We start from the raw sequence: 1,884 nt of genomic DNA, 5'->3' as shown, positions 1-1,884 counted from the left end.
GGCTGCAGGCGGTGTTCCTCGGGCGCGTTGAGGATTCCGGTCTCTCCTTCGAGTGGCGCAGCCTGGAAAGCTTCTCCGGCGACAGCGCGCTGACCGGCATATCGAGCGTGCGGGCGGCGGATCTGATCATCGCCGCGCAGCGCGATACGGGAGGCGATCCGGGCGCCGATGTCGACACACTGGTCTATGACGCGGGCCGGCCGGTGCTTGTCGTGCCGCATGCCGGGCCGCTGGTCACCACCTTCAGGCGTGTGCTGCTCGCCTGGAACGGCAGCAAGGAGGCGGCTCGCGCCGCATTCGATGCCCTGCCCTTCATCATTGAAGCCGACAAGACCGACATTCTCGTCATCGACCCGCCGGAGACACTGGATGAGGCTCCCGAGGCAGCGGGCGCCGAGATAGCGGCCGCGTTATCGCGCCATGGCGCCAATGTCAGCGTTTGCGTGCAGAAATCGAGCGGCGCCTCGGTCGACGATATCATCCAGGAAAGGATTGCCGAATCCGGCGCCGACCTGCTGGTGCTGGGCGCCTACAGCCACTCCTGGCTGCGCCAGCTTCTGTTCGGCGGCGTCACCCGCACCGTGCTGCACACGGCAAACGTTGCAGCCTTCCTGTCGAGATAAGCATGTCTGCCGAAAGTGGGAACCGGTTTCGGGACAAAGACACGCTGAACGCGTTTCGGCGCGACGCGCTGTAAGTCCACAGCCACCGCGAACTCCCACCTTGCCAAGCCTGGCGCTTTCCGGCTAATTCCGCCTGCATTCCATAGTATTTGCGCGCCGCGGCGCGCTTGCGGAGTGCGCGAACCATGTCCCTTCCTGAAAAAGCCTTTCCGGTCTCCTGGGACCAGTTCCACCGTGACGCCCGCGCGCTCTCCTGGCGGCTTTCCGGCGCCAACAAGGGACAGTGGAAGGCGATCGTCTGCATAACCCGAGGCGGCCTGGTGCCTGCGGCCATCATCGCGCGCGAGCTCGGTATCCGGGTCATCGAGACCGTCTGCGTGGCCTCCTACCATGACTACACGAGCCAGGGTCAGTTGCAGGTCCTAAAGGAGATCTCGCCTCCGCTGCTTGCCGACGACGGCGCCGGCGTGTTGATCATCGACGACCTCACCGATACCGGCAAGACGGCGGGCATCGTGCGCGCCATGATGCCGAAGGCGCATTTCGCGACGGTCTATGCCAAGCCGAAGGGCCGGCCTCTGGTCGATACATTCGTCACCGAGGTCAGCCAGGATACCTGGATCTACTTTCCATGGGACATGGGCTTCACCTACCAGAAGCCGATCGCCGACGATCACGCCGGCTGAGCACCGAGAAATTTTCAAAGAATCCGACTTTGAGGGCACGTTTGTGCCCCTCAAATCCTACCGGATGAACACAATTGCTTTTGGGACATTGACTTTTTCTGGTGGGATTTTCCCGAACGAGTGAAGTTTTTTACTTTTAAAGCTCATAATTCGCCGTAAGATTCGTAAAATGGCAAACGATTCCGGAGGCTGGGGGCAGCTTCTCCAATGTTGACGAGGCCGACGACGCACAACCAGATGGCCGAAAGAGTCAGGCGACTCTTCGGCATCGCGCCGTGCCGCCTGCAGGTTGCCGCCTTGCCCTGGCGCAAGGGTGAAAACGGCGTCGAGATCATGCTGATCACCAGCCGCGACACCGGACGCTGGGTTCTGCCCAAAGGCTGGCCAGAGGCCAGGGAGCCGCTTTGCGAGGCCGCCGCTCGGGAAGCGGGCGAAGAGGCCGGATTGCGCGGCACCATCTCGCATCTCGAAGCCGGCCGTTACTTTTACGCCAAGGTTCTGGCTTCAGGCGAGCAAGAGCCTTGCGAGGACCTGGTGTTCTCGCTCAAGGTCGACAGCGTTGCCGACGGCTGGAA

The 1,884-nt window shown here is 62.4% G+C and carries 3 protein-coding genes; all 3 read left to right on the top strand.

Annotation, left to right across the window (positions count from 1 at the left end; all coding sequences use genetic code 11):
- Positions 1–623: universal stress protein (locus EOA29_RS34930; RefSeq protein ID WP_145969995.1), on the top strand; the 623-nt coding region annotated here is incomplete at its 5' end.
- A 185-nt stretch (positions 624–808) separates the two neighbouring features.
- Complete coding sequence (gpt, locus tag EOA29_RS34925) at positions 809–1,309, top strand: xanthine phosphoribosyltransferase (protein ID WP_095765134.1); 501 nt, start codon at positions 809–811, stop codon at positions 1,307–1,309.
- Positions 1,310–1,516: 207 nt separating this feature from the next.
- Positions 1,517–1,884, top strand: a 368-nt coding sequence (locus tag EOA29_RS34920; RefSeq protein ID WP_127222295.1) for an NUDIX domain-containing protein, incomplete at its 3' end; no start/stop codon positions are given.

The organism is Mesorhizobium sp. M1E.F.Ca.ET.063.01.1.1, from assembly GCF_003998155.1.
Lineage (GTDB): Bacteria > Pseudomonadota > Alphaproteobacteria > Rhizobiales > Rhizobiaceae > Mesorhizobium.
Note: the sequence above shows the minus strand (reverse complement) of the source record. Positions and strands in the feature narration are given on the sequence as shown.